This window comes from Streptomyces sp. NPDC001450, assembly GCF_053597295.1.
Genome location: NZ_JBSFHY010000144.1, coordinates 1 through 1,482 on the forward strand (window position 1 = coordinate 1; position 1,482 = coordinate 1,482).

Here is a 1,482-nt window from a genome sequence, read left to right on the forward strand (position 1 = left end):
CCACCGCAAGCCCCCGCTGCCGCGAGAACTCCACGAACACACCCGGCGTCGACATCACCGTCACACCACCGGCCAACGCCAGATCACACTCACCGGAACGCAACGCCTGCACCGCAAGATGCAACGCCACCAAAGACGACGAACACGCCGTGTCCACCGTCACGGCGGGGCCTTCGAGACCCAGCACGTACGAGACGCGACCGGAGACGACGGAAGTGGAGTTGCCGGTCAGCAGGTGGCCGCGTACGTCGTCGGGGATGTCGCCGAGACCGGCGCCGTACTCCTGGTTGCTGCATCCCACGAAGACGCCGGCGCGACCGCCCCGCGCCGACTCCGGGTCGATACCGGCGTGTTCGAACGCCTCCCAGGACGCCTCCAGCAGCAGCCGCTGCTGGGGGTCCATGGCGACGGCCTCGCGCGGCGAGATCCCGAAGAATCCCGGGTCGAAGTCGCCGGCGTCGTGGACGAATCCGCCCTCACGGGCGTAACTGCCGTCCACGCGCCGGGAGTCCGGGTCGTAGAGGGCCTCGGCGTCCCAACCGCGGTCCGTTGGCCATTCGGAGATGGCATCGGCGCCTTCGGCCAGGAGCTGCCAGAAGTCCTCGGGGGACCGCACCCCGCCGGGGAACCGGCAGCTCATCCCGACGATCGCGATGGGCTCCTCCCCGCGGGACTCCAGCTCCTGGAGCCGCCGACGCGTCTCGGCCAGGTCGGAGGTGACCCACTTGAGGTAGTCCCGGAGCTTGTCTTCATTCGCCATTGGAACTTGCCCCATACGTTGTAGCGGTAGGAACGATTCGGCCTGCTGCTGCGCGGGCGCTCAGGACCGGCCGAGTTCCCGGTTGATGAAGTCGAAGATCTCGTCGTCCGAGGCTGCCTCGAGCTGCTGGGAGACAGAGGCTTTGGAATCACCCTCGCTCTGATCACCCAGCTCGGTCAGCATGCTGCGCAGCCGTGCCTTCGCGAGAGTCCTGGCGCTGTTATCTGGGGAAAGCCTTGAAATCGTGGAGGCCAGGCGGTCCAGCTCGGCCGCGAGAGCGGTCTCCGCGTCGCCTTCCTCCTCGTCGAACAGCTCCTCATCGAGGAAGGCCGCCAGATGGCGAGGGGTCGGGTGGTCGAAGACGAGGGTGCTGGGCAGCTTCAGGCCGGTCTCGGCGGCGAGCCGGTTGCGCAGCTCGACGGCGGTCAGTGAGTCGACGCCAAGCTCACGGAAGGCCTGGCCCGATCCCACGACACCGGTGTCACCGTGCCCCAGTACCTCGGCGGCCCGCCTGCGCACCAGGTCGAGCAGCGCCTGCCGTCGCTCGTCCGTCGGTTGTCCGCCGAGCTTCTGCCGCAGCGCGGACTCCTGTTCGCCCGTCTGTTGCCCGGATGTTCCCGGCGTGTCGGTGAGGGCGGTGCGTGCTTCGGGAAGGTCGGCCAGCAACGCGCTGGGACGGACGCTGGTGTACGCGGGGGTGAACCGTGCCCAGTCCACATCCG

2 protein-coding genes are annotated in these 1,482 nt (G+C 68.5%); both read right to left on the reverse strand.

The window, feature by feature from the left end:
* Positions 1-760 (reverse strand): beta-ketoacyl synthase N-terminal-like domain-containing protein (locus ACWC5O_RS45430; RefSeq protein ID WP_450781394.1); only part of this gene is annotated, 760 nt, incomplete at its 3' end.
* A 60-nt stretch (positions 761-820) separates the two neighbouring features.
* Positions 821-1,482: phosphopantetheine-binding protein (locus tag ACWC5O_RS45435; protein ID WP_450781396.1), on the reverse strand; the 662-nt coding region annotated here is incomplete at its 5' end.